At 64.2% G+C, this 23,596-nt stretch carries 23 protein-coding genes; 10 read left to right on the top strand and 13 right to left on the bottom strand.

Going from position 1 to position 23,596, the window contains the following annotated elements; genetic code table 11:
* Positions 1 to 9 precede the first annotated feature (9 nt).
* The gene (thiO, locus tag UB43_RS26245) at positions 10 to 1,119 is read right to left on the bottom strand and encodes a glycine oxidase ThiO (protein ID WP_045217264.1); all 1,110 of its coding nucleotides are present in this window, start codon (positions 1,117 to 1,119) and stop codon (positions 10 to 12) included.
* 194 nt (positions 1,120 to 1,313) lie between these two features.
* On the opposite strand from thiO, the gene UB43_RS26240 reads away from it, so the two are divergent.
* The 7 genes from UB43_RS26240 to UB43_RS26210 all read left to right on the top strand — a co-directional run bounded on the left by UB43_RS26240 (position 1,314) and on the right by UB43_RS26210 (position 9,311).
* Positions 1,314 to 1,844 carry a GspH/FimT family pseudopilin gene (locus UB43_RS26240; protein WP_045217261.1) on the top strand — a complete coding sequence of 177 codons (531 nt, stop codon included), beginning with the start codon at positions 1,314 to 1,316 and terminating at the stop codon, positions 1,842 to 1,844.
* Between the two features lie 151 nt (positions 1,845 to 1,995).
* On the top strand, positions 1,996 to 2,523 hold the full coding sequence (locus UB43_RS26235) for a GspH/FimT family pseudopilin (RefSeq protein ID WP_045217259.1): 528 nt from the start codon (positions 1,996 to 1,998) through the stop codon (positions 2,521 to 2,523).
* A complete protein-coding gene (gene pilV, locus UB43_RS26230) occupies positions 2,514 to 3,002 on the top strand; it encodes a type IV pilus modification protein PilV (protein ID WP_082085915.1) in 489 nt (162 codons plus the stop codon). The genes UB43_RS26235 and pilV overlap by 10 nt, the downstream gene beginning before the upstream one ends.
* Entirely contained in the window at positions 2,999 to 3,676 is a 678-nt protein-coding gene (locus tag UB43_RS26225; RefSeq protein ID WP_045217256.1) for a PilW family protein, read from the top strand. Before pilV ends, UB43_RS26225 begins: the two co-directional genes overlap by 4 nt.
* Positions 3,673 to 4,152 carry a PilX N-terminal domain-containing pilus assembly protein gene (locus UB43_RS28905; RefSeq protein WP_052969608.1) on the top strand — a complete coding sequence of 160 codons (480 nt, stop codon included), beginning with the start codon at positions 3,673 to 3,675 and terminating at the stop codon, positions 4,150 to 4,152. Before UB43_RS26225 ends, UB43_RS28905 begins: the two co-directional genes overlap by 4 nt.
* Positions 4,153 to 4,170: 18 nt before the next feature.
* Positions 4,171 to 8,886 (top strand): PilC/PilY family type IV pilus protein, encoded by a 4,716-nt coding sequence (locus UB43_RS26215; RefSeq protein ID WP_052969607.1) that lies wholly within the window; start codon positions 4,171 to 4,173, stop codon positions 8,884 to 8,886.
* The gene (locus UB43_RS26210; RefSeq protein ID WP_305728782.1) at positions 8,883 to 9,311 is read left to right on the top strand and encodes a type IV pilin protein; all 429 of its coding nucleotides are present in this window, start codon (positions 8,883 to 8,885) and stop codon (positions 9,309 to 9,311) included. Before UB43_RS26215 ends, UB43_RS26210 begins: the two co-directional genes overlap by 4 nt.
* A 64-nt stretch (positions 9,312 to 9,375) precedes the next feature.
* On the opposite strand, the gene ispH is transcribed toward UB43_RS26210, so the two are convergent.
* The 6 genes from ispH to murJ all read right to left on the bottom strand — a co-directional run bounded on the left by ispH (position 9,376) and on the right by murJ (position 16,789).
* A complete protein-coding gene (gene ispH / locus UB43_RS26205; RefSeq protein WP_045217254.1) occupies positions 9,376 to 10,320 on the bottom strand; it encodes a 4-hydroxy-3-methylbut-2-enyl diphosphate reductase in 945 nt (314 codons plus the stop codon).
* Positions 10,321 to 10,417: 97 nt separating this feature from the next.
* Positions 10,418 to 10,855 (bottom strand): FKBP-type peptidyl-prolyl cis-trans isomerase, encoded by a 438-nt coding sequence (gene fkpB / locus UB43_RS26200; protein WP_045217252.1) that lies wholly within the window; start codon positions 10,853 to 10,855, stop codon positions 10,418 to 10,420.
* A complete protein-coding gene (gene lspA / locus UB43_RS26195; protein WP_045217249.1) occupies positions 10,848 to 11,357 on the bottom strand; it encodes a signal peptidase II in 510 nt (169 codons plus the stop codon). The genes fkpB and lspA overlap by 8 nt, the downstream gene beginning before the upstream one ends.
* Positions 11,350 to 14,184 carry an isoleucine--tRNA ligase gene (gene ileS / locus UB43_RS26190; RefSeq protein ID WP_045217246.1) on the bottom strand — a complete coding sequence of 945 codons (2,835 nt, stop codon included), beginning with the start codon at positions 14,182 to 14,184 and terminating at the stop codon, positions 11,350 to 11,352. Before ileS ends, lspA begins: the two co-directional genes overlap by 8 nt.
* Positions 14,185 to 14,205: 21 nt before the next feature.
* Positions 14,206 to 15,144: a bifunctional riboflavin kinase/FAD synthetase gene (gene ribF, locus UB43_RS26185; RefSeq protein ID WP_045217245.1), complete on the bottom strand. Its 939-nt coding sequence runs from the start codon at positions 15,142 to 15,144 to the stop codon at positions 14,206 to 14,208.
* Between the two features lie 106 nt (positions 15,145 to 15,250).
* On the bottom strand, positions 15,251 to 16,789 hold the full coding sequence (murJ, locus tag UB43_RS26180; RefSeq protein WP_045217244.1) for a murein biosynthesis integral membrane protein MurJ: 1,539 nt from the start codon (positions 16,787 to 16,789) through the stop codon (positions 15,251 to 15,253).
* 253 nt (positions 16,790 to 17,042) lie between these two features.
* On the opposite strand from murJ, the gene rpsT reads away from it, so the two are divergent.
* Positions 17,043 to 17,312 (top strand): 30S ribosomal protein S20, encoded by a 270-nt coding sequence (gene rpsT / locus UB43_RS26175; protein WP_009617555.1) that lies wholly within the window; start codon positions 17,043 to 17,045, stop codon positions 17,310 to 17,312.
* Between the two features lie 129 nt (positions 17,313 to 17,441).
* Here the strand turns inward: rpsT and UB43_RS26170 are convergent, their stop codons facing one another.
* From UB43_RS26170 to rplU, 5 genes are all read right to left on the bottom strand, one after another.
* Positions 17,442 to 17,897, bottom strand: a complete 456-nt coding sequence (locus UB43_RS26170) for a CreA family protein (RefSeq protein ID WP_045217242.1) — start codon at positions 17,895 to 17,897, stop codon at positions 17,442 to 17,444.
* Positions 17,898 to 17,908: 11 nt separating this feature from the next.
* A complete protein-coding gene (proB, locus tag UB43_RS26165) occupies positions 17,909 to 19,027 on the bottom strand; it encodes a glutamate 5-kinase (RefSeq protein ID WP_045217240.1) in 1,119 nt (372 codons plus the stop codon).
* A 61-nt stretch (positions 19,028 to 19,088) separates the two neighbouring features.
* The gene (cgtA, locus tag UB43_RS26160; RefSeq protein ID WP_045217237.1) at positions 19,089 to 20,309 is read right to left on the bottom strand and encodes an Obg family GTPase CgtA; all 1,221 of its coding nucleotides are present in this window, start codon (positions 20,307 to 20,309) and stop codon (positions 19,089 to 19,091) included.
* Between the two features lie 159 nt (positions 20,310 to 20,468).
* Positions 20,469 to 20,726 (bottom strand): 50S ribosomal protein L27, encoded by a 258-nt coding sequence (gene rpmA, locus UB43_RS26155; protein ID WP_017521622.1) that lies wholly within the window; start codon positions 20,724 to 20,726, stop codon positions 20,469 to 20,471.
* Between the two features lie 41 nt (positions 20,727 to 20,767).
* On the bottom strand, positions 20,768 to 21,079 hold the full coding sequence (gene rplU, locus UB43_RS26150; protein WP_015475683.1) for a 50S ribosomal protein L21: 312 nt from the start codon (positions 21,077 to 21,079) through the stop codon (positions 20,768 to 20,770).
* Between the two features lie 242 nt (positions 21,080 to 21,321).
* Here rplU and UB43_RS26145 point away from each other — a divergent pair, with 242 nt between their 5' ends.
* Positions 21,322 to 22,290, top strand: coding sequence for a polyprenyl synthetase family protein (locus tag UB43_RS26145; protein WP_045217233.1), 969 nt, complete (start codon positions 21,322 to 21,324; stop codon positions 22,288 to 22,290).
* Positions 22,291 to 22,460: 170 nt separating this feature from the next.
* Complete coding sequence (locus UB43_RS26140; protein WP_045217230.1) at positions 22,461 to 22,685, top strand: hypothetical protein; 225 nt, start codon at positions 22,461 to 22,463, stop codon at positions 22,683 to 22,685.
* A gap of 238 nt (positions 22,686 to 22,923) precedes the next feature.
* On the opposite strand, the gene UB43_RS26135 is transcribed toward UB43_RS26140, so the two are convergent.
* A complete protein-coding gene (locus UB43_RS26135; RefSeq protein WP_045217227.1) occupies positions 22,924 to 23,541 on the bottom strand; it encodes an FKBP-type peptidyl-prolyl cis-trans isomerase in 618 nt (205 codons plus the stop codon).
* Positions 23,542 to 23,596: the final 55 nt, after the last annotated feature.

Genomic DNA, 23,596 nt, shown 5'->3' with positions numbered 1-23,596 from the left:
CGGCCGTTCTCAGACGATGGGCGTCGCCACCAGGCGCCCTGCCGGCGCATAGGGCGCCGCCTGGATGATCGGCTGACGCTTCTGCATCAGGTCCGCCAGCAACTGGCAGGACGCCGGCGCCAGCACCAGGCCATTGCGGTAATGCCCGGTGTTCAGCCACAGCCCCTGATGACCGGGCACCTCGCCAATAAAGGGAATACCCTGCGGCGAGCCCGGACGCAGCCCCGCCCAGTGGTTTACCGGCTCCATCCCCGCCAGCGCGGGAATCAACTCCTCTGCCGAGGTGCGCAAACTCTTCAGCGCTTCTTCCGACGGCGTCTTGTCGAAGCCGGCATGCTCCAGCGTGCTGCCCACCAGGATGTGCCCGTCGCGACGCGGAATCGCGTAGCGACCTTTGGCCAGTACCATGCTGGAGAGGAAGTCCGGGGCGCAGCGGTAAAGGATCATCTGTCCCTTTACCGGCTCAACCGGTAGCTCAAGCCCCAGTTTCGCCAGCAGCTCGCCGCTCCAGGCGCCGGCCGCCAGCACCACCGAGTCGGCGGTGAAATCCCCCTGAGCAGTGCGGACCCCCTTCACGCGCTCACCTTCCTGCAGGAAGCCGGTCATCTCGACCTGCTCCTGCACGCTCACATTCGGCAGCTGTACAAGCGCCTGGCGAAGCGACTTGGCCAGGCGCGGATTGCGCACGTTGGCCACGCCGGACATGTAGACCGCGCGCTCGAAACCCTGCCCCAGCACCGGGACAGCCTCATGCACCGCGCCGATCTCCACTTCCGAAAGCGGGCGGCCGTGGGCCTTGGCCCACGCCAGCGCTTCGGCCTGGTCGTCCAGGTCCAGCCAGTAGAGCCCAGTGACATGCACTTCCGGATCGAGCCCGGTATCCGCGAGCAGGCGTGCGCCCAGTTGCGGATAGAAGTCCTGCGACCAGTGGGCCAGGTTGGCGACCGCCGCGCTGTAGCGCCACGGATAGAGCGGCGAGACGATGCCGCCGCCGGCCCAGGATGCTTCACGCCCGGTCTCGCCCTTTTCCAGCAGCACCACCTCGGCACCCGCCTGCCCGAGAGTCCAGGCAGTCAGCATGCCCACCACTCCACCGCCCACCACGATCATGTCCGGCATACCACGCCCCACATCACAGGAAAATCAACGGCCCATTGCCGGCCGCACACTATACCGGGCAAGGACCGTCGACGGAGCAAGACGGAAGTCGGTGCGGCATCGGACCGCTCCTACAGCGCCTTTGCCACTCGCTGACAGGCACAGGGTTGCCGGCGCCCAATACTTCCCGCTCCTCAACTGCCCGGAAGCACACCATGGCCAGGGAACCATTCATCATCGGGGAGCCGGGCTTTACCCTCGTCGAACTGCTGTTCACCCTCGCGATACTCGCGATCGCACTCTCCATCGCGGCCCCCAGCTTCAGCGAACTGCTGCACAACCAGCGGGCAAGCGCGGCCACCCAGGACCTGCGCAACGCCCTGGACTTCGCCCGTGAATCGGCCGCGCACAGCGGACAACCGATCAGCATCGCAGCGGCCGGCGACGACTGGGCCTCCGGCTGGGAGGTTTTCGCCGACTCCGGCAATAGCGGCGTCCGCGCCCCACAGCAACTTCCGCTCGCGGCCCACGGCCCCCTGAGCGGTATCAGCATCCGTACCGACAGCACCTCGCGGCGCTACCTCCACTTCACCCCGCGCGGCAATGCTATCCAACCCAACGGCGCCTTCCATTCCGGCACGCTGACGCTCTGCGGCGCGGGCAGCACGAGTTATCACATCGTGTTCAACAAGGCCGGGCGCATCCGCACCGAGTCCGGAAACACCGAGGACTACTGCCCCCGCTGACCGACTTCTCACGCCTTGCGCGACGGGGTTCACAGAACCTCGGAAGACATGACCGAACGTCCCCCTAATACGAACGGTCATCTATAGAAAAAGGACATTTCCCACACGACTAGGCAACATCGCCGCTATCGAAAATGTGAGGAATGCGTCTATGTCGCGCCCCAGGGAATCAGCAGGGTTTACGCTGATCGAGTTGATGGTCGTGGTGGCGATCGCCGCCATCCTGGCGACCATCGCCATACCCAGTTTCCGCACCTTGATGCTGAACAACCAGATCTCCAGCCAGACCAATATGGTGATCGGGTTGCTGCAATCGGCGCGCAGCGAAGCCATTACCCAGCGCAGCATCGTGCGCGTCTGCGGCAGCAGCGACGCAGGCCTCAACCAGGCCAACTACAGCTGCAACAGCAACAGCTGGGAGGCCGGCGCCATCGTTTTCCGCAGCCCTGACGCCACGACGACGTCGGTCGCGCAGGCTGCCGTGATCCGCGTGCTGCCGCCCAATACCAGCGGTCTGACCCTGCGCAGCAGCGGCTCCCTGACCTTCAATCCGAACGGCACCCTGACCACGGCAGCGACGCTGCGGGTCTGCGACGCGCGGGGCACGGCAAGCTCGCGCGCGGTGACTCTCAATATCGCTGGCGTCGCCACCAGCGGAGCGAATGGAACATGCCCATGATCCGGCGCCGCGAGGGCGGCTTCACCCTCATCGAAGTGCTCATCGCCCTTCTGGTTCTGGCCATCGGCCTGCTGGGCATGGCCTCGCTGACCATGACCAGCCTGCAAAGCAACCAGGGCGCCTACCTGCGCGGCCAGGCCAGCATGCTTGCCTATGACTACGTGGAGCGGATGCGTGGCAACTCGGCCCAAGCGCTGCTGGCCACCTCCCCCTATGTAATCAGCCTGACCGCCGGCGCCACCCGGACCAACCCGGACTGCCGCACCAAGACCGCTGGTTGCACGGCTTCGGAACTGGCCAACCAGGACATCTTTGACTGGTGGGGCAACCTGCAGGCCGCGATCCCCGGCTCCGGCGTCACCGTCACCAAAGCGAACACCAATGAGTACCAGGTCGTCATCAGCTGGACCGAGTCCGACGCACAACAACACAGCACCGGCTCTCAGGCTCAGAACTTCACGCTGCGGGTGAACCTATGACTACCAGGCAATATTCCTACTGGCAGCGTGGCCTGTCGATGATCGAACTGATGGTGGCGCTGCTCCTCAGCACCCTGCTGCTGCTGGGCGTTCTGCAGATGTTCAGCAACAGCTCCGCATCGGACAAGACCAGCAGCGCGCTGACCCGCGTGCAGGACAGCGGCCGGGTCGTCCTCGACCTGGTTTCCATGGATGCTCGCCGCGCAGGCTATCAGGGCTGCCAGCTGCCAAGCAGCGTCGTGACCCTCAGCAATGGAGTCCAGTTCCCTCGCGACGCGGTCACCACCACCAACGGCGTGAGTACCAGCGTGAGCTTCAACTACGCGACGACCACCACCACCGCGGTGGCCATGCCCGGCGTCAACAAGACCTGCACCAACCAGACGCTCTACCTCTACTCCGTCACCTACAGCAACTGCGCCAACGGCACCTCGATCTGCATGAACTCCAGCACCAGTGGCGGCAACCAGACGGTGGTCGATAACGCCACCATCACCGCCGTCACCCTGGGCTTCGAGTCGGGAGGCAAGGTCGTCTGGAAATCCGCCGGCAGCATCAGCGCCGCAGAAGCCCAGAGCGCCGATCGCGTGCAGTTGAGCATCACCGCCATCGACGCTACGCAGAACATTTCCCGCAACTTTACCGGCACCGTCGAGCTGAGGAACCGGCTATGACTTCATCCAAGACCCAACGCGGCATGGCGCTGCTGGTCAGCCTCGTGCTGCTGCTGATCCTCACAGTGCTGGCCATTGCCATGGCCAGCAATTCGACCCTGCAGCAACGCATCTCGGCCAACGCCCAGCAACAGAACATCGCCTTCCAGGCAGCGGAAAGCGGCCTGCAGTTCTGGGTGACCCGGTTCGCCCAGAGCGGCGTCGCCCCCACCAACGGCACCTCCTTTGCGGTGGAGCCAACGTCGGGCAACTCCGGTTCGGCGCAGGTGAATCTGAACGCCAGCTTCATCGAATGCGCCAAGTTCATCCCGGCGCAGAGCCTGAGCGTCGCTGCCGGCACCCTGACCTACACCTGCTACCAGGTGAGCAGCCAAGCCAAGGCCTGCAAGAACCTGAACAGCTGCAACGTCACCAGTTCGGACGGCCAGGCGCGTGCACTGCATCGCCGCAGCTACATCCAGGCTACCCACCTCTAATCGCATCAGGTGCATAGAATGAATCGTCCACACTCCTTCCTCCGCAGCCTGATGAGCGGTGCCCTGCTGACCACAGGCATAGCCTGCGCGACCCTCAGTTACGCCGACGACACCGAAATCTTCTTCGGCGGCCAGTCCATCGACCAGAACGTACGGCCCAACGTGCTGTTCGTGCTGGACAACTCCGGCTCCATGGCCTGGCGTACCGACAGCAACAGCAACCCTTCGCGTGGCCAGCAATCGCGGATGACCCTGCTCAAGCAGGCGTTCTCCGACATCATCCAGAACACCAGCGGTATCAATGCCGGCCTGATGGTGCTCAACGGAGACAACCGGCTGCTTTATCCGGTGACCAACATCGACTCGGTGCTGCCGAGCTCCGCGACCCAGTACGCCGGCAGCCCGGAGATCGGCCAGGGTAGCGACGATGCCACCCAGAACATTGCCAACAGCACCGGCGATATCGGTGAGTCCAGCCTGCCCATGGGTTACACCAGCACCACCACGACGGTGGTTGGCACGCCGAACTCGACGCTGGTGCAGAACGATGCCTTCTTCATCGTCACCCAGAGCGGCACGGACTACGCGTGCCGGATGCGTACCTCCGGCCTCAACCGCCCGAGCAAACCGGTCTGCACCAACGGCAACATGACCGAGCTGAACATCAACTCGACCAACAACAGCAACTACCAGACGGCGCTGTTCGACTTCCGCTCGCTGGGCGTCCCGGCCAACGCGACCATCCAGAGCGCCTACCTGGTCCTGGTGCCGACCAACACCAACCGGTCCGCACCACCGACGATGAACGTGAAGATGGAGCTGTCGAAAACGCCGGCAGCCCTGAACGACAACAGCCCGGTAGGCACCAGGACATTCAACGCTGCGACGGCCACCGCCTCCAGCTGGATCAACGGCAACGCGGCCCAGGTCGACATCACCAACCAGTTGAGGGCATTGCAGAGAACGGCGCCCGCCACCAGTGACATTGGTGACGTGGTGATGAGTTTCCGCGCGACCCAGGCGGCTGACTACACCTTCTGCGCCCGTAGCTGCGGCAACAGCGCCCCGGCGCTGGTGGTGAACTACTCCAGCACCTCCACTGTGGCGCAGACCCGGATCGGCGCCCTGCGCTTCCAGAACCTGGGTATTCCGCAAGGAGCGACCGTCACCAAGGCGGTGCTGTCCTTCGTTCCGGCCACCTCCAACAGCGACCCCGTGACCTTCCGGATCAAGGGTCAGCTGGTGAGTGACGCCACCACCTTCTCTGCCACCGAGAACCTCCCGGCGCGCGCCTCCACCTCAGCCTACCTCGACTGGGCCGCTCCCGAATGGACGGCACAGAACCCGCCCGTGCCAGTCGAAGGCCCGGACATCAAGAACGTGGTGCAGCAAATCGTCAACCAGGGTGGATGGTGTGGCAACAACTCCGCCGCCATCATCCTTACGCCCCAGAGCGGCTCCGGTTCACGGACAGCCACCAGCATCGAGGGCGGTATCGGCCTGCAGCCGTCACTGACGGTGACCTACACCGGCGGCAGCGGCGGCTGCCTGAACCCGATCATCGAAACCCGCGTCACCGACGCCAAGAACGACGGCTTCGAAACCGCCCCCGGGCGCAACTACTACACGCCGACCCTGGGCGACAACACCCTGCCGCTGAACTCGGGCTCCATCGCCGCACGCTACGAGAACCTGCCCGTCAACCAGGGCGCCACCGTGCTGGATGCCAAGCTGTTCATCACGCCGAACAACACGGTCGCCGGCCCGAACGTCAGCACCTCGATCAGCTTCGAGAACACCGACAGCTCTCCGGCCATGCAGGCGAGCAGCGGCAACATCGGTTCGCGTAGCAGCACCTCCGGGGTCAGTTGCACCATCAACAACACCAATGGTGGCTGGACCGCCGGCACCAGCGTCGCCTGTGGCGGCCTCGCCTCTTCCCTGCAGACGGTGTTCAACCGCAGCGGTTGGGCACCCGGTAATGCGCTCACGGTATTCATGACCCAGAGCGCGAACTCCAGCCTCAACGCCCAGGCCTATGAGAGCAACCCGGCGCAGTCCCTGCGCCTGCGCATCAAGCTGGCCAACGGCGGCATGACCACCAGTCCGTTCACCGTGCGCAACCAGCTCAACAGCCTGGCGCAAACCATGACGGCCAATGGCAATACGCCCATCGTACCGACCCTGTATGACGCCGTGCAGTACCTGCGTAACGGTGCGGACGGCTATGCCAGCCCCATCAACAGCGCCTGCCAGACCACCCACATGGTGTTGCTGACCGACGGCCAGGCCAACCAGAACACCACGGCCGCCAAGAACGGCATCGCCGCGCTGGCCGGTGCCTGTACCAGCGACGCCAGCGACGACGGCGAGAAGTGCGCACGCACCCTCGCCAGCTGGATCGCTGCCAACGACCAGGCCTCCAGCATCGATGGCGACAACCAGGTGACCACCCACACCGTGGGCTTCGCCCTGGATGCCAGCAGTGCAACCGATAGCGCCAATATCAAGAGATTCCTCGCCGACCTGGCTTCGCGCGGCGGCGGCTCGACCTATACCGCCACCACCGCTGGCGACCTGTCCAAGGCGTTCAACGACATCATCCAGCAGGTCCTCGCCACCGACAGCACCTTCGTCAGCGCCAGTGCCCCGGTGAACACCTTCAACCGCCAGGACAACAAGGACGAGCTCTACTTCTCGGTATTCAAACCGCAGGAGACCGACACCTGGCCAGGCAACCTGAAGCGCTATCGCCTGGACACCGCCACTGCACAGATCGTCGATGCGGACAACACCGCCGCCGTGGACCCGCTCACCGGCTTCTTCAAGAGCTCCGCCCGCAGCTTCTGGAGCTCCAGCGCCGATGGCAACAACACCGCCAATGGTGGTGCGGCATCCAACCTGCCGGACGCGGCGACCCGCTCGCTCTATACCTTCATCGGCTCCTCGCCCAGTGCGGCGGTGAACCTGAACCAGAACAACTACCTGCTCAACACGGCGAACACCACCATCACCAACGCCAAGCTGGGCATCAGTGACGCCAACGACACTGCAGCTCGTACCGCGGCGATCAACTACATCCGCGGCCTCACCGCTGCCGGCGCACAGCGCAAGGGCGTGGGCGACCCGCTGCACTCCTCGCCGCGCCTGGTCACCTACGCGTGCAACACCTATACCGACAGCACCTACAAGACCTGCAGCAGCGAAGACCAGAGCGTGGTCATGTCGACCAACGAGGGCTACCTGCACCTGTTCAACACCAGCAACGGCCAGGAACAGATGGCCTTCATGCCCGAGCCCCTGCTGGCGCATGTCCCGCAGCTGGCCGCCAACCTGAAGTCGACCAGTGCCAAGCCGCGCTCCTATGGCATGGATAACACCGTGACCCTGTGGGTGAACGACGCCAACAAGAACGGCGTGCTCTACGGCGGCCTCGACCCCAGTGCCGCCACGCCGGCCCTCCTCACCGGGCTCAACCCCGGCGAGTTCGTCTACGCCTACGGCACCATGGGCCGCGGCGGCCGTGATATCTACGCGCTGGATCTTACCGACCGCTCCAACCCGAAACTGCTGTGGCTGATCAAGGGCGGCACCACCACGGGCTTCGAGCAACTGGGCCAGACCTGGTCTGCGCCAATCAAGACCCGTATCAACGTCAACGGCACCATCACCGACGTACTGATCTTCGCGGGCGGCTACGACCCGAACCAGGACAACGTCAGCACCCAGACCGCCGACGTCATGGGCAACGCCATCTATATCGTCAACGCTCGCACCGGTGAGCGCATCTGGTCTGCCAGCAAGACCACCGGCACCCTGCGTCTGAGCAAGATGAACTACAGCATGCCGTCCGCCGTACGCGTCATCGACCTGCAGCAGAACACCGACGGCACCCTGGCCAACGATGCGAACCAACTGGCCGACCAGTTCTTCGTCGGCGACATGGGCGGCCAGGTCTGGCGCTTCTACATCAACAATGGCAGCAGCGGCTCCGGCCTGGTGACTGCCGCCGGCAGCAGCAACGACGGCGTGTTCGCCAACGTGGTTCCGGCCGACACTGTCGACACCACCGATGCCCAGCGCAAAGCCAAGATCCGCCGGTTCTACAACGAACCGGACGTGGCCATCGTCAACGTCAACGGGACCCTGGTACTGACAGTCAACATCGGCTCCGGCTACCGCGGCCACCCGCTCAACAAGCTCACGGAAGATCGTTTCTACTCCTTCCGCACCCCGGTGCTGACCAAACCTTCCACCAGCGAGAGCACCCTGACCGAGAGCAGCCTCTACGACGCTACCGCCAACCTGATCCAGGCCGGCACCGCCACCGAGAAAGCCGATGCCACCACCGCCTTCAGCGCTACCTCCGGCGGCTGGATGATCAAGATGAACAGCGCTGGCGGGGAAAAGGTCCTCACCCGCTCCCTGACGGTGAACGGCTACCTCTACTTCAACACCTACGAGCCCACGGCAGCCGCCAACTCCTGCCAGGCCAGCGTCGGCGTGAACCGTTCCTACGTGGTGCACCTGGCGGATGCGACTCCGGTCAGCACCACGGGCAACTCCACCTCGCCTTCGGCCCGCTATAACGTGGTCAAGACCACCGGCCTGCTGCCCGACCCGACCCTGGTCAGCATCGGCGGCACCAGCTTCGTGATCAACGGCACCCAGGTGAGCAAGCCGCCGCAGCTGAACCTCAACGAGTACTACTGGATTGACGAGGACAACCTTTGAGCATCAAGGCCAGCAAATCCCAGCAGGGCTTCACCCTGCTGGAACTGATGATCGCCGTCGTGGTGGTGGGGATACTCGCCGCCATCGCCCTTCCTTCCTACACGGCCTACGTGCGCCGAACGGCATGTGAAGACGCCAAGGGCACCCTGACCGGCGCCGCCGGGCTGCTGGAAAGATTCCGCGCCCAACAGAACACTTACAGCAACGCAACGCTGGGAGCTTATGCGCAGAGCCCCGTTGACGGCGGCGCGGTCTTCACCATCGCTGTCGCCATCGACAACACCGGCACCAGCTACGGCCTGACCGCAACGCCCGTGAATGGCGGCGTATTGGCAGGTCGCGGCACTATTACCCTCACCTCCAACGGTGTGCGCGGAGGCTCCGGAGACCTGGCCGGCGCCTGGGGCAGTTGCCGAGGCCTCTAGGTCAGATACCGATAATAAAAAACCCGCCTTGGCGGGTTTTTTATTATCGGCGTAGCAGGCGCGGTCAAATCGCCTTCACCCGCAACTCCTTGGGCATCGAGAAAGTGATGTTCTCCTCGCGCCCATCCAGCTCCACCTCGGGCTCCGCTCCCCAGTCACGCAGTTGCTGGATCACGCCGCGCACCAGCACTTCCGGAGCCGAAGCGCCAGCGGTGATGCCGATGCGCTGCACGCCATCGAACCACTCCTTCTGCATGTCCTCGGCGCCGTCGATCAGATAGCCGGGGGTGCCCATGCGCTCGGCCAGCTCGCGCAGGCGGTTGGAGTTGGAGCTATTGGGGCTGCCGACTACCAGTACCAGGTCGCACTGGTCGGCCAGTTCCTTCACCGCATCCTGGCGGTTCTGGGTGGCGTAGCAGATGTCGTTCTTGCGCGGCCCCATGATCGCGGGGAACTTTGCGCGCAGGGCGTCGATCACTTTCGAGGTGTCGTCCATCGACAGGGTGGTCTGGGTCACGAAGTGCAGCGCTTCAGGATTGCGCACTTCCAGCGCGGCCACATCGTCCTCGTCTTCCACCAGGTAGATGGCGCCGCCGTTGGAGGCGTCGTACTGCCCCATGGTGCCCTCCACTTCCGGATGGCCTTCGTGGCCGATCAGGATGCATTCGTGGCCGTCGCGGCTGTAGCGCACGACTTCCAGGTGCACCTTGGTCACCAGCGGGCAGGTAGCATCGAAGACTTTCAGGCCGCGGTTCTCGGCTTCCTTGCGCACGGCCTGGGAAACGCCATGGGCGCTGAAGATGACGATGGTGTCGTCCGGCACCTGGTCGAGTTCCTCGACGAACACGGCGCCGCGGTTGCGCAGGTTTTCCACCACGAACTTGTTGTGCACCACTTCATGGCGCACGTAGATCGGCGGGCCGAAGACGTCGAGGGCGCGGTTGACGATCTCGATCGCCCGGTCGACGCCGGCGCAGAAGCCGCGGGGATTGGCGAGTTTGATTTGCATGGTGGCCTCGGGTGCTACGCAAGCCGGCCCACGAGGGGCCGGTAGGAATACTTCGCCTCAAGCGCAACGGCCCGCCAATGACGGGCCGCGCAGTCGGTCAGGCTGGTTGTACGTCGATGATATCGACTTCGAACGCGAGCGTTTTACCGGCCAGCGGATGGTTGAAGTCGATGGTGACGTGTTGCTCGTCGAACTCTTTGACGACGCCCGGCAGCTCGGTCTTGGCGGCATCGTTGAAGATCACCAGCAGGCCTTCGGCCAGCTCCATGTCCTGGAACTGGTCGCGCGGCATCACTTGCACATTGGCCGGGTTCGGCTGGCCGAAGCCATTTTCCGGCTCGATGGTCAGGGTGCGCTTGTCGCCGGCCTTGAGGCCGAACAGCGCCTGCTCGAAGCCCGGCAGCAGGTTGCCGTCACCGACCTTGAAGGTGGCCGGCTGCTTGTCGAAGGTGCTGTCGACGACGTTGCCGTCTTCGAGCTTCAGGGCGAAATGCAGGGTGACTTGGGAATCACCACCAATACGGACATCAACCATTGGCGGTCTCTCCGGAATTTTTCGATTTGAACATGTCCAGCGCCAGCATGATGGCGCCGACGGTGATGGCGCTGTCGGCCAGGTTGAAGGCCGGGAAGCGCCAGCGGTCCTGCCAGTGCACGAGGATGAAGTCCACCACGTGCCCCAGGACCATGCGGTCGTACAGGTTGCCCAGCGCGCCGCCCAGCACCAGGGCCAGGGCGATGGCCAGCCAGGTCTCACCGCGCTTGAGGCGCTTGAGCCAGACCACCAGCACGACGCTGACCACAATGGCGATCAGGGCGAACAGCCAGCGCTGCCAGCCCGAGCTGTCGGCCAGGAAGCTGAACGCGGCACCGGTGTTGTAGGCCAGGGTCCAGCTGAACAGGTCGGGAATGACCACGATCTGCTGGTACATGGTCAGTTCGGCCTGGAAGAAGGCCTTGGTGACCTGGTCCAGGACGAACACGACCACGGTGATCCACAGCCAGGGCAGGCGGCCGAAACGATCGGCGTTAGGCATAGTGACGCACCTCGCCCGCGCCTTCGATGTTCTCGACACAACGGCCACACAGTTCCGGGTGCGCGGCATTGCTGCCGACGTCGGCGCGGAAGTGCCAGCAACGGCCGCACTTGGCATGGGAGGACTTCACTACCTGCAGCTTCAGGCCCGGCAGTTCGCTTTCGACCGCATCGGCCGGCGCATCGGCCAGCGGAGCGACGGTGGCGGCGGAGGTGATCAGCACGAAGCGCAGTTCGTTGCCCAGTTTCTCCAGGCGCTTGGCCAGGGAGTCTTCGGCGTAGAGGGTGATCTCGGCCTGCAGGTTGCCGCCGATGGTCTTGGCGCTGCGCAGGTTCTCCAGTTCCTTGTTCACGGCGGCCTTGGCAGCCATGACTTCGTCCCAGTAGGCACGATCCAGCTCGGCGTCGGCCGGCAGCTCGGAGAGGCCGTCATACCAGGTGCTGAGCATCACCGATTCGGCGCGCTCACCCGGCATGAAGCTCCAGATTTCCTCGGCGGTGAACGCCATGATCGGGGCGATCCAGCGCACCAGGGCCTCGGCGATGTGGAACAGCGCGGTCTGGCAGGAACGGCGGGCGACGCTGTTTTCCTGGGTGGTGTACTGGCGGTCCTTGATGATGTCCAGGTAGAAGCCGCCCAGCTCCTGCACGCAGAAGTTGTGCACCTTGGAGTAGACGTTCCAGAAGCGGTAGTCGCGGTAGGCCTCTTCCAGCTCGCGCTGCAACTGCAGGGCGCGGTCGATGGCCCAGCGGTCCAGGGCCAGCAGCTGGTCGTTGGGCAGCAGGTCCTTGGCCGGGTCGAAGCCGGACAGGTTGGACAGCAGGAAGCGCGTGGTATTGCGGATACGACGGTAGGCGTCGGCGCTGCGCTGGAGGATCTGCTGGGAAACGGCGATCTCACCGGAGTAGTCGGTGGACGCGACCCACAGGCGCAGGATGTCGGCGCCCATGCTGTCGATCACGGTCTGCGGCACCACGGTGTTGCCCAGGGACTTGGACATCTTGCGGCCGGACTCGTCCACGGTGAAACCATGGGTCAGCAACTGGCGGTATGGCGCGTGGCCGTCGATGGCGCAGCCGGTCAGCAGCGAGGAGTGGAACCAGCCGCGGTGCTGGTCGGAGCCTTCCAGGTAGAGGTCGGCGGCCGGTCCGCTGGCGTGGCCCAGTTCGGCGTGGGAGCCGCGCAGCACGTGCCAGTGGGTGGTGCCGGAGTCGAACCAGACGTCCAGGGTGTCGTTGATCTTGTCGTACTGTGCGGCTTCATCGCCCAGCAGTTCGGCGGCGTCGAGCTTGAACCAGGCTTCGATGCCTTCTTGCTCGACGCGCAGGGCCACTTCTTCCATCAGCTCGACGGTGCGCGGGTGCAGCTCGCCAGTAGCCTTGTGCAGGAAGAACGGGATCGGTACACCCCAGTTGCGCTGACGCGAGATGCACCAGTCCGGACGGCCGGCGATCATGCCGTGCAGGCGCGCCTGGCCCCAGTTGGGGACGAATTCGGTCTGGGTGATGGCTTCCAGCGCGCGCTCGCGCAGGGTGGCGCCGGTCTGCGGCTGCTTGTCCATGCCGACGAACCACTGGGCGGTGGCGCGGTAGATCAGCGGGGTCTTGTGGCGCCAGCAGTGCATGTAGCTGTGGTTGATGGCCGCGTGCTTGAGCAGCGCGCCGACTTCGTCGAGCTTGGCGACGATATTCGGGTTGGCCTTCCAGATGAACTGACCGCCGAAGAACGGCAGGTCGGCCACGTAGACGCCGTTGCTCTGCACCGGGCTGAGGATGTCGTCGTTGACCATGCCGTACTGCTTGCAGGTACGGAAGTCGTCCTCGCCGTAGGCCGGGGCGGAGTGAACCACGCCGGTGCCGGCGCCCAGCTCGACGTACTCGGCCAGGTAGACCGGCGATAGGCGCTCGTAGAACGGATGGCGGAAGCGGATCAGGTCCAGCGCTTCGCCTTGTGCGGTCGCGATGACCTGGCCATCCAGGCCATAACGCTGCAGGCAGGATTCGACCAGTTCTTCGGCCAGCACCAGCAGGCGCTCGCCGGTGTCGACCAGCGCGTAGGTGAATTCGGGGTGGACGTTCAGCGCCTGGTTGGCCGGGATGGTCCAGGGGGTGGTGGTCCAGATGACGATGGCGGCCGGCTTGGACAGGCTGGCCAAGCCGAAGGCGGCGGCCAGTTTGCCTTCGTCTTCCACCGGGAAGGCGACGTCGATGGCGTCGGACTTCTTGTCGGCGTATTCAACCTCGGCTTCAGCCAGGGCCGAGCCGCAGTCGAAGCACCAGTTCACCGGCTTCAGGCCCTTGAACACGAAGCCCTGCTTGACCATCTCGGCGAGTGCGCGGATTTCGCCGGCCTCGTTGGAGAAGTTCATGGTCTTGTAGGGATTGTCCCAGTCACCCAGCACACCCAGGCGGATAAAGTCGGCCTTCTGCCCTTCGATCTGCTCGGCAGCGTACTCGCGGCACAGCTCGCGGGTCTTGTCCGCCGGCAGGTTCTTGCCGTGGGTGGTCTCGACCTTGTGCTCGATCGGCAGGCCGTGGCAGTCCCAGCCCGGCACATAGGGCGCGTCGTAGCCGGCCAGGGTCTTGGAGCGGACGATGATGTCCTTGAGGATCTTGTTGACCGCGTGACCGATATGGATGCTGCCGTTGGCGTAGGGCGGGCCATCGTGCAGGATGAATTTCGGGCGACCTTCGCCAATCTTCCGCAGCTTCTGGTACAGGCCAATGTCGTTCCAGAGCTTCAGGGTCTGCGGCTCGCGCTGCGGCAGGCCGGCTTTCATCGGGAAGTCGGTTTCGGGAAGGTTCAGAGTGGCTTTGTAATCGGTCATCTCAGGGCCTGTTCAGGATCTTCAATCAAGCGGTTGGCCCAGCCAGTAGGCCCGGGCGGCGGCGATGTCGGCGAGGATGGCCGCCTTGAGTGCCTCGAGCGAGGCGAAACGCTGCTCATCACGCAGCTTCTGGTGGAACGTGATATCCAGGTGCTGGCCGTAGAGATCGCCAGCGAAATCCAGCAGATGCACTTCCAGGTGGGGCCGGCCATCGCCATTCACAGACGGCCGGGTGCCGATGTTGGCCACCCCGTTCCGGCGCTGACCAGCCACCATCGTGCTGACCAGATAAACGCCGTTGAGCGGCGCCTTGCGGCGCTTGAGCTGGATGTTCGCGGTGGGCGAACCCAGCGTGCGACCCAGCTTCTGCCCGTGCAGCACGCGGCCGCTCAGGCGGTAGGGACGACCCAACAGGCGCTCGACCATGTGCAGGTCGCCGTCGGCCAGGTCCTTGCGGATACGCGAGCTGCTCACGCGCATGCCGTCGACTTCCACCGTGGTCGCGGCTTCGACAGTAAAGCCCTGCTCCGCACTGGCATTGACCAGGAAGGCGAAGTCGCCGGAGCGGTCGCAGCCGAAGCGGAAATCGTCGCCCACTTCCAGATGGCGAACCCGCAGGCCTTCCACCAGCACCTGGCGGACGAACTCGGCGGCCGACAGCTCGCGCAGGCGGCGGTTGAAGGCCAGGCAGAGCACGAAATCGACGCCGTACTGGCGCAGCAGTTCGAGCTTCTCGCGAAGGCGCGTCAGGCGCACCGGGGCGGCATCGGGAGCGAAGTATTCGCGCGGCTGCGGCTCGAAGATCACCACGCAGCTGGGCACGCCCAGCTCCAGCGAACGCTCACGCAGACGCCCCAGGATCGCCTGGTGGCCGAGATGGACGCCGTCGAAATTACCGATGGTGGCGACACAGCCCCCGGACAGGGGCCGCAGGTTGTGAAGGCCTCGAAGCAGCTGCATAGCGCGCGTATTGCTCAGAAAGTGGTCGATTATACCTGCACCCGTTGCCATGCGACAGGCAAAATGCCGTCGCCGCAAACGGATGCAATGCTTTGCCCGGCGAAGGTTACAGCACCGCGCGGCGGGAAAAGTCCCGCAGGCGGAAGCCCAGGAGCGCCAGCATACCGAAATAGGCGACCACGCCGGCCACCACCAGCGCACCCAGGCGCACCAGGCGAATCGGCATGCTGCCCTGATCCCAGGCCGGCATGAAGTGCATCATGCCGATCAGCACCGCGCACATCACCAGTACAGATACGACTAATTTGGCAATGAACTTGCCCCAGCCTGCCTGCGGCTCGAACAACTGCTGCTTGCGCAGTTGCCAGAACAGCAGGCCGGCGTTCAGGCAGGCCGCCAGGCTGATCGCCAGTGCCAACCCCGCATGCTTGAGCGGACCAATGAACACCAGGTTCATCAACTGGGTGGACACCAGGGTAAACAGCGCGATCTTCACCGGCGTCTTGATGTTCTGCCGCGCGTAGAAGCCCGGCGCCAGCACCTTCACCAGGATGATGCCGAGCAGGCCGACCGCGTAGGCAACCAGCGCATGCTGGGTCATCAGGGCGTCGTGGGCGCTGAACTTGCCGTACTGGAACAGTGCGACCGTCAGCGGCTCGGCGATCACCGCCAGCGCCAGCGAACACGGCAGCACCAGCAGGAAGCACAGGCGCAGCCCCCAGTCCATCAGCCGCGAATACTCGTGGCGGTCGTCGCTGGCGTAGGTCTTGGCCAGCGACGGCAGCAGGATGGTGCCCAGCGCCACGCCGAGCACGCCGGACGGCAGCTCCATCAGGCGGTCGGCGTAATACATCCACGACACCGAACCGGCAACCAGGAAGGAAGCGAAGATGGTGTTGATGATCAGCGAAATCTGGCTGACCGAGACGCCGAGGATCGCCGGGCCCATCTGCTTGAGCACGCGCCAGACGCCGGAATCGCGCAGGTTGATGCGCGGCAGCACCAGCATGCCGATCTTCTTCAGGTGCGGCAGTTGGTAGAGCAGCTGCGCCAGGCCGCCGGCCAGCACCGCCCAGCCCAGCGCCATGATCGGCGGGTCGAAGTACGGCGTCAGGAACAGCGCGAAGAGAATCATGCTGATGTTCAGCAGGGTCGGCACGAAGGCCGGCACCGAGAAGCGATTCCAGGTATTGAGGATCGCCCCCGCCAGCGAGGCCAGTGAGATCAGCAGGATATAAGGGAAGGTCACCCGCAGCAGCGAGCTGGTGAGTTCGAACTTCTCCGGCGAATCGACGAAGCCGGGCGCCGTTACCCAGATCACCCAGGGCGCGGCGAGCATACCCAGCGCGGTGACCAGCGCCAGGATCAACGTCAGCAGGCCGGACACATAGGCAATGAAGGTACGGGTCGCCTCCTCGCCCTGCTGGGTCTTGTACTCGGCCAGGATCGGCACGAAAGCCTGGGAGAACGCGCCCTCGGCAAAGATCCGGCGCAGCAGGTTGGGCAGCTTGAAGGCGACGAAGAAGGCGTCGGTCGCCATGCCGGCGCCGAACATGCGAGCGACTATCGTGTCGCGCACGAAGCCGAGCACCCGCGAGATCATGGTCATCGAGCTGACCGCGGCCAGCGACTTGAGTAGGTTCATAGCGTCCAGAACTGGTAGAATGGCCGCCCCTGCAGGGTGCAGCCCTGGCCTAGAGCGATTGCTCGACCGCCAGGCGAAGCGCAGCAGTGTAGGGCCGCGGGGCGAATAAATCACCCCATCCGCCGGACAGCGTGCGCCCGTCGCACCACTCGTCGGAGGCCGTGCATACCCTTGACAAGGCCCTGATGCAACGGCATTATTCGCGGCCTTAATTTATTCGCAACATCCCAAGTTTTTTTCGAGGAGCTCGACGGTGGCCAACACACCTTCCGCCAAAAAACGCGCCAAACAGGCTGAGAAGCGTCGCAGCCACAACGCCAGCCTGCGTTCCATGGTTCGTACCTACATCAAGAACGTAGTCAAAGCAGTCGACGCCAAGGACCTGCCGAAGGCCCAGGCCGCTCTGGTTGCTGCTGTACCGGTCATCGACCGTATGGCTGACAAAGGCATCATCCACAAGAACAAGGCCGCTCGCCACAAGAGCCGCCTGAACGCCCACGTGAAGGCCCTGGCCACCGCGTAAGCGTTCCGTTCTTGAAAAACCGGCCCCAGGGCCGGTTTTTTATTGCCTGCGATTTGCCTGCCTGACACTTATCCACAGGGCGGTTTTCTGCAGGCAAAAAGAAAGGGCGGTCACCCGCCCTTTTCTTTTTTACTTCTCAGGCCACGGCATGATCGGAATCGCCGTCACCGCATTCTGCGGACTGCCTTCGATCACCCGGTCGCTGTAGACCAGATAGACCAGCGCATTGCGCTTCTTGTCGAAGAAGCGCACCACCTGCATGGTCTTGAACACCAGCGACGTGCGCTGCTGGAAGACCACCTCGCCATCCTTGAGCTCACCGGCGAAACGGATCGGCCCAACCTGACGACAGGAGATCGATGCCTCGGCGCGATCCTCCGCCAGCCCGAGCCCGCCCTTCACACCACCAGTCTTGGCGCGGGACAGGTAACAGCTGACGCCCTGCACCTTCGGGTCATCGAAGGCCTCGACAACGATCTTGTCGTTCGGCCCGACCCACTTGAAGACAGTGGACACCTCACCAACCACGTCGGCCCGCGCCAGCGCCGGCAGCAGCATCAACGCCGCTATCAATCCCTTGCGCATGAAGAGTCTCCTCAGACGAGCACCAGGTTGTCGCGATGCACCAACTCCGGACCATCGACATAGCCCAGCAGACCCTCGATGGCATCGGTCGGCTGACCGATGATCTTCTGCGCCTCGAGAGCACTGTAGTTCGCCAGGCCACGAGCGATCTCGCGACCCTGCTGATCCACGCAGACCACCATCTCACCGCGACGGAAGCTGCCCTGCACGGCTTTCACACCGACCGGCAGCAGGCTCTTGTGATCCTGCGACAGCGCCTTCACCGCGCCATCATCGAGCACCAGGGTGCCACGCATCTGCAGATGACCAGCCAGCCACTGCTTGCGCGCAGCCTTGCGGCTCTGCTCGGGAGTCAGCAACGTACCGAGACGCTCACCCACACGCAGGCGGTCCAGCACGCGCTCGATACGACCACCCACGATGACGGTGTGCGCACCGGAGCGCGCAGCGAGACGAGCCGCGCGCAGCTTGGTCTGCATGCCGCCACGACCCAGAGCACCACCAGTGCCGCCCGCCACCGCATCCAGGGCAGGATCGTCAGCGCGAGCCTCGAAGATCAGCTCAGCATCGGGATTGTTGCGCGGATCGGCGTCGAACATGCCGTCGCGATCAGTGAGGATCACCAGCAGGTCAGCCTCGACCAGGTTGGCCACCAGCGCCGCCAGGGTATCGTTGTCGCCGAAGCGGATCTCGTCGGTGACCACGGTGTCGTTCTCGTTGATCACCGGGATCACGCCGAGATCGACCAGCGTGCGCAAGGTGTTGCGCCCGTTCAGGTAGCGCTTGCGGTCGGACAGGTCGTCATGGGTCAGCAACACCTGCGCGGTCTGCAGGCCATGCACGCCGAAACTGGACTCCCAGGCCTGCACCAGGCCCATCTGCCCCACCGCGGCGGCAGCCTGCAGCTCGTGCATGTCACTAGGTCGGGAAACCCAACCCAGGCGACTCATGCCCGCCGCAACGGCGCCCGAGGACACCAGCACCAGCTCGACGCCCGCGCAATGCAGCGCGACCATCTGCTCGACCCATACCGCCATGGCATCACGATCCAGACCGCGACCATCGGCGGTCAGCAACGCACTGCCAATCTTGACTACCCAGCGCTTGGCGCCAGTGACCTTCTCACGCATACCCTCAACCTTAGAAGTCAGGCTTCACACGTTTCATCCGGACCGGCGGGCGCCGCCCCGATCAAGGCACGTAGAAGATTTCCGGCCCGTCGCCGTCGTCTTCGTCATCCTCGAAATCATCGTCATCCACATCGTCGACATTCTTCAGGCCAGAGCGACGCAGTGCACGGGCGTCGTCCAGGGCCTGCAGACGGGCGCGGGCCTCGTCTTCGATGCGCTGATCCAGGGCCGCCAGGGCTTCGCCATAGGCCGGCTCTTCCTCGATGCGCAGGGTGCGCTCGTCGAGGTACTTCATGATGTCCTGGCTCAGCTTCTCGGTGCCTTCGCGCTCCAGGGCGGAGATCACGTAGACCGGACCTTCCCAGCCCAGGCGCTCGACCACAGCCTGCTTGCGACGCTCCTGCTCCTCGGGCTCGAGGACCTGGTCCATCTTGTTCAGCACCAGCCAGCGATCACGCTCGGTCAGCGCCGGGCTGAATTTCTCCAGCTCGTGGACGATGGTTTCCGCGGCATCGGCCGGATCGCTTTCGTCCAGCGGCGCCATGTCGACGATGTGCAGCAGCAGGCGGGTACGCGCCAGGTGCTTGAGGAAGCGGATACCCAGGCCGGCGCCTTCGGCAGCACCCTCGATCAGGCCGGGAATATCGGCGACCACGAAGCTCTTGAAGCGACCGACGCTGACCACGCCCAGGTTCGGCACCAGGGTGGTGAAGGGATAGTCGGCGACCTTCGGCTTGGCAGCGGATACCGCACGGATGAAGGTGCTTTTGCCCGCGTTCGGCAGGCCGAGCAGACCGACGTCCGCCAGCACCTTCAGCTCCAGCTTGAGGTCACGCGCATCACCCGGCTTGCCCGGAGTGGTCTGGCGCGGAGCACGGTTGGTACTGGACTTGAAGCGGGTATTACCCAGACCGTGCCAGCCGCCCTGGGCCACCATGATGCGCTGACCAGCAGTGGTCAGGTCACCGATGATTTCCTGGGTGTTGGCATCGATGATGGTGGTACCGACCGGCACGGGCAGGACGAGATCGTCACCCTTGGCGCCAGTGCAGTCCTTGCTGCCGCCGTTCTCGCCACGCTGGGCGTCGAAACGACGGGTGTAGCGGTAGTCCACCAGGGTGTTCAGGTTCTCGTCGGCCTCGAGATACACCGAGCCGCCGTCGCCACCGTCACCGCCGTTGGGACCGCCTTTCTCGATGAACTTCTCGCGGCGGAAGCTCATGAGGCCGTTGCCGCCGTCACCGGCTTTCACGTGGATGGATACTTCGTCGACGAATTTCATTGCGAACGCCTCCCGCCGAGCCGGCGGGTTGAAAATAAGAAAAGGAGCATAGGATACAGCCAAGTCCGCGCAAACGCCCGAACCGACAGCACCTCGCCTGGAAACGCCAGAAACAAAAAAGCCCCGTCGCGAGACAGGGCTTTTTCAGTGAGAGCTCGCTTAGGCAGCGACGACGCTTACATAGCGACGGCCAAAGGCGCCTTTCACTTCGAACTTGATCACGCCGTCGACTTTAGCGAACAGGGTGTGATCCTTGCCCATGCCAACGCCGTAGCCAGCGTGGAACTGGGTACCGCGCTGACGCACGATGATGTTGCCTGCTTTCACAGCCTGGCTACCGAACAGCTTCACGCCAAGGCGTTTGCTTTCTGAGTCGCGGCCGTTGCGGGTACTACCGCCAGCTTTTTTGTGTGCCATGAGTCAATTCTCCTAAAACAGGAAGCAGCCCTAAAAAGGAATTAGGCCTGGATGCCGGTGATTTTGATTTCAGTGAACCACTGGCGGTGGCCCTGACGCTTCATGTGGTGCTTGCGGCGGCGGAACTTGATGATGCGCACTTTGTCGTGACGACCGTGGGAAACCACTTCTGCGGTCACTTTCGCGCCTTCTACCACCGGCAGGCCGATCTTGACGTCATCGCCGTTGGCGACCAGCAGGATGCGATCCAGGTTGATCGCTTCGCCGGTGGCAACGTCGAGTTTTTCGACCTTGAGGAATTCGCCTTCGGTGACTTTGTATTGCTTGCCACCAGTAACAATTACTGCGTACATCTGGATGTCTCCGTTAGACCTGCTCACCCGACGCTTTATAGAAAGAGGAATCGGTCGGCATGGCTGCATGGGGCCGGAAAGGACGCCCGTGCAATTGCGTAAGGCAGGATATGCCAGGGAAGTTCGGGGCCGCGATTCTACGCAAACACTCGGCGCGGATCAAGCCCCATGGGGCCTCGCCTTGACAGGTCTTCCCCGCGGCACCTAGCATGCCGCGCAATCTACGAGGAGCGCTGTCTTTAATGCAACCCCAGGCTTTCTATCGCGTGGTGGCGGACGACTTCACCGCCGTCGACGGCATCATCCGTCGCCAACTCACTTCCCGCGTTCCCCTGGTGGAAAAGATCGGCGACTACATCATCTCCGCCGGCGGCAAGCGCCTGCGCCCGCTGCTGGTGCTCCTCTCGGGCAAAGCCCTGGGCTATTCGGGCGATGACCTGAAGCTGCTGGCCGCCACCATCGAATTCCTGCACACCTCCACCCTGCTGCACGACGACGTGGTCGACGCCTCCGGCCTGCGCCGCGGCCGCGCCACCGCCAATGCCCAGTGGGGCAACGCGCCGAGCGTGCTGGTGGGCGACTTCCTCTATGCGCGCTCCTTCGAAATGATGGTCGAACTGGGCTCCATGCCGGTCATGCGCATTATTTCCCAGGCCACCCGCGTGATCGCCGAAGGCGAAGTGCTGCAACTGTCCAAGGTCCGCGACGCCAGCACCACCGAAGAAACCTACATGGAAGTCATCCGCGGCAAGACCGCGATGCTCTTCGAAGCCTCCACCCACAGCGCTGCCGCGCTGGCCAACGCCCAGCCGGAGCAATCCGAGGCGCTGCGCCTGTTCGGTGACGCCCTGGGCATCGCCTTCCAGTTGGTGGACGACCTGCTCGACTACCGCGGCGACGCCGCCAGCCTGGGCAAGAACGTCGGCGACGACCTCGCCGAAGGCAAGCCCACCCTGCCGCTGATCGCCACCATGCGCGACGGTACCCCGGAACAGGCTGCGCTGGTGCGCAAAGCCATTCAGCAGGGCGGCAGCCAGGACCTGGAAGGCATCCGTGCCGCCGTGGAAGCCGCCGGCGCGCTGGACTACACCGCCAACCTGGCCCGCGAGTACGCCGCCCGCGCCGTCGACTGCCTGAAGGCGCTGCCGGACAACGAATACCGCGCCGCGCTGATCGAGCTGGCCGAGTTCGCCGTCGCCCGCACGCACTGATCCGCCGTTTCGCCAAAGCCCGCCCCGGTTCGCCGCGGCGGGCTTTTTGTTGCCTGTCCGTTGATCGGGAACAACAGATCGTCGCCCGCGCGAAATTTTTTCCAATTCAGGCTTGCTATTGAGATAATAAGAATTATTCTCATTAAACGGTCTGCACGGAGGAACACGCCATGACCTACATGATCGACGCCTGGCTGGATCGCCCGCACCCCTACCTGCGCATCCTGCATCGGGACACCGGGGAAGTCTGCGCGGTGCTGGAAGAAGAGGCCCTGGACGAGTTGCGCGAACAAGGCGGCCTGGAGCTGTCCGAACTCAATACCAGCGAACCGCTGGTGCTCAAGGAGCTGGTGCGCAACCTGTTCCTGTTCTGTTACGCCCGCGCGCTGCGCTAGTCGACCGCAACCACGGCTGTAGGAGCGAGCTGGCTCGCGAACGACCCTTGCAGCGGTGCCGAGAGGTTCGCGAGCAAGCTCGCTCCTGCAAAAAGCGGGTGCAGTGCAAGGATTGCGGCGGCGCAGGACGCGCCGTCGGTGCTCCGCCGCCCGGGAGGCGGATGCACAAAGGGGCGCCGGAGCGCCCCTTTTCCTGCGCAGCCGCCAGGGATGGCACTGCGCAGCGAACGGTCGGGAATCAGAGGATTTCCAGCAGCTCGACGTCGAACACCAGCACGCTGTGCGGCGGGATGCTGCCGACGGCCTGGCCGCCATAGGCCAGCTCGCTCGGCACGTGCAGGCGCCATTTGCTGCCGGCGTTCATCAGTTGCAGGGCCTCGACCCAGCCGGCGATCACACCGCCCACCGGGAATTCGGCCGGCTGGCCGCGCTCGTAGGAGCTGTCGAAGACAGTGCCGTCGACCAGGGTGCCGTGGTAGTGGGTACGCACGGTGTCTTCGCGGGACGGCTTGGCGCCTTCTCCGGTGGTCAGCACTTCGTACTGCAGGCCGGACGGCAGGACAGTCACGCCTTCGCGCTTGGCGTTCTCCACCAGGTACTCGCGGCCGACGGCGGCGGCGGCTTCGGCTTTCGCCTGGGCTTCGGCCTGCATGCGCTCGCGGATCACCTGGAAGCTGGCGGACAGGGCTTCGCCCGGAACGCGGCTTTCGGCGCCGGCGTAGGCGTCGGACAGGCCGGCCACGATGGCGTCGAGGGTCATGCCCGGAACCGGGTTCTCGCGCAGCTGGTCACCCAGCTGACGGCCGATGCCGTAGCTGACGCGGGCTTCGTCGGTGGAAAGGTTGAGTTCGCTCATGGCGGCGCTCCGCTGGGGGTTCAAAAAAGGGCCGCCAGCCTAGCACAGATGCACC

It is taken from the genome of Pseudomonas sp. 21 (genome assembly GCF_000955805.1).
Lineage (GTDB): Bacteria > Pseudomonadota > Gammaproteobacteria > Pseudomonadales > Pseudomonadaceae > Pseudomonas.
The sequence above is the reverse complement of the archived record's forward strand: the minus strand, read 5'-3'. Positions and strand labels throughout refer to the sequence as shown.

Bases quoted from the DNA above. Each gene is read 5' to 3' on its own strand.
- thiO (WP_045217264.1), bottom strand. From the start codon at position 1,119: ATGCCGGACATGATCGTGGTGGGCGGTGGAGTGGTGGGCATGCTGACT.
- UB43_RS26240 (WP_045217261.1), top strand. From the start codon at position 1,314: ATGGCCAGGGAACCATTCATCATCGGGGAGCCGGGCTTTACCCTCGTC.
- UB43_RS26235 (WP_045217259.1), top strand. From the start codon at position 1,996: ATGTCGCGCCCCAGGGAATCAGCAGGGTTTACGCTGATCGAGTTGATG.
- pilV (WP_082085915.1), top strand. From the start codon at position 2,514: ATGCCCATGATCCGGCGCCGCGAGGGCGGCTTCACCCTCATCGAAGTG.
- UB43_RS26225 (WP_045217256.1), top strand. From the start codon at position 2,999: ATGACTACCAGGCAATATTCCTACTGGCAGCGTGGCCTGTCGATGATC.
- UB43_RS28905 (WP_052969608.1), top strand. From the start codon at position 3,673: ATGACTTCATCCAAGACCCAACGCGGCATGGCGCTGCTGGTCAGCCTC.
- UB43_RS26215 (WP_052969607.1), top strand. From the start codon at position 4,171: ATGAATCGTCCACACTCCTTCCTCCGCAGCCTGATGAGCGGTGCCCTG.
- ispH (WP_045217254.1), bottom strand. From the start codon at position 10,320: ATGCAAATCAAACTCGCCAATCCCCGCGGCTTCTGCGCCGGCGTCGAC.
- fkpB (WP_045217252.1), bottom strand. From the start codon at position 10,855: ATGGTTGATGTCCGTATTGGTGGTGATTCCCAAGTCACCCTGCATTTC.
- lspA (WP_045217249.1), bottom strand. From the start codon at position 11,357: ATGCCTAACGCCGATCGTTTCGGCCGCCTGCCCTGGCTGTGGATCACC.
- ileS (WP_045217246.1), bottom strand. From the start codon at position 14,184: ATGACCGATTACAAAGCCACTCTGAACCTTCCCGAAACCGACTTCCCG.
- ribF (WP_045217245.1), bottom strand. From the start codon at position 15,144: ATGCAGCTGCTTCGAGGCCTTCACAACCTGCGGCCCCTGTCCGGGGGC.
- murJ (WP_045217244.1), bottom strand. From the start codon at position 16,789: ATGAACCTACTCAAGTCGCTGGCCGCGGTCAGCTCGATGACCATGATC.
- UB43_RS26170 (WP_045217242.1), bottom strand. From the start codon at position 17,897: ATGCGCAAGGGATTGATAGCGGCGTTGATGCTGCTGCCGGCGCTGGCG.
- proB (WP_045217240.1), bottom strand. From the start codon at position 19,027: ATGCGTGAGAAGGTCACTGGCGCCAAGCGCTGGGTAGTCAAGATTGGC.
- cgtA (WP_045217237.1), bottom strand. From the start codon at position 20,309: ATGAAATTCGTCGACGAAGTATCCATCCACGTGAAAGCCGGTGACGGC.
- rpmA (WP_017521622.1), bottom strand. From the start codon at position 20,726: ATGGCACACAAAAAAGCTGGCGGTAGTACCCGCAACGGCCGCGACTCA.
- rplU (WP_015475683.1), bottom strand. From the start codon at position 21,079: ATGTACGCAGTAATTGTTACTGGTGGCAAGCAATACAAAGTCACCGAA.
- UB43_RS26145 (WP_045217233.1), top strand. From the start codon at position 21,322: ATGCAACCCCAGGCTTTCTATCGCGTGGTGGCGGACGACTTCACCGCC.
- UB43_RS26140 (WP_045217230.1), top strand. From the start codon at position 22,461: ATGACCTACATGATCGACGCCTGGCTGGATCGCCCGCACCCCTACCTG.
- UB43_RS26135 (WP_045217227.1), bottom strand. From the start codon at position 23,541: ATGAGCGAACTCAACCTTTCCACCGACGAAGCCCGCGTCAGCTACGGC.